This window comes from Streptomyces sp. DH12, from assembly GCF_020873895.1.
Classification (GTDB): Bacteria; Actinomycetota; Actinomycetes; order Streptomycetales; family Streptomycetaceae; genus Streptomyces.
This window is the reverse complement of sequence record NZ_JAHWGT010000388.1, coordinates 1-648: the sequence shown is the minus strand read 5'-3', so window position 1 is coordinate 648 and position 648 is coordinate 1. Positions and strand designations below refer to the sequence as shown.

Here is a 648-nt window from a genome sequence, read left to right as displayed (position 1 = left end):
CTCCTCGGTCCGCAGGAAGTCGGCGCCGGCGCTCCGGTCGGCCGCGAACTCCTTGAGGCAGAGCTCGGGGTCCGGGGCCTCCTCGGCCGCCAGCGCGCACAGCCGCAGTCCGGCGGCCCACCCCCGGGTCCGCTCCACGACCCCGCGCACCGCTGCCGGGGACAGCCGCAGGCCGTGCGCCTCCATCAGCCGAGCCGCCTCGCCGGGCGTGAAGGCGAGCTCCGCGTCGCGGATCTCGGTCAGTTCGCCGGCGGCGCGGTAGCGGTGCAGGGGCAGCAGCGGCTCGGTACGGGTGACGAGGACCAGCCGCAGCCCCGGCGCGGAGTGGCGCAGCAGGAAGCCGAGCTGAGCGGCGATCTCCGGGGCGGTGACCCGGTCGAACTCGTCCAGCACCAGGACCACCGGCCGGTCCCGCTCGCCGAGGAGGGCGGCGAGCCGGGCCGGCAGGGCGTCGCCCACCCGGTTCGCGTCGGCCGGGGAGGCGATGTCCCCGGGCAGCGGCACGCCGGAGGTGCGCAGCGCCTGGAGGAGGTACGCCCAGAACATGCCGGCGCCCTGCCCGTCGGCGTCGGTGGTGAGCCAGGCGACGGGCAGCTCGGGGTGCCCGGCCACCCAGTCCGCGACCAGCAGCGTCTTCCCCGCGCCGGC

Annotated in this window: 1 pseudogene; it reads right to left on the bottom strand. The window is 77.6% G+C overall.

Annotation, left to right across the window (positions count from 1 at the left end):
- A pseudogene (locus LPA54_RS34730) lies at positions 1 to 648 on the bottom strand (helix-turn-helix transcriptional regulator); the annotation flags it as partial.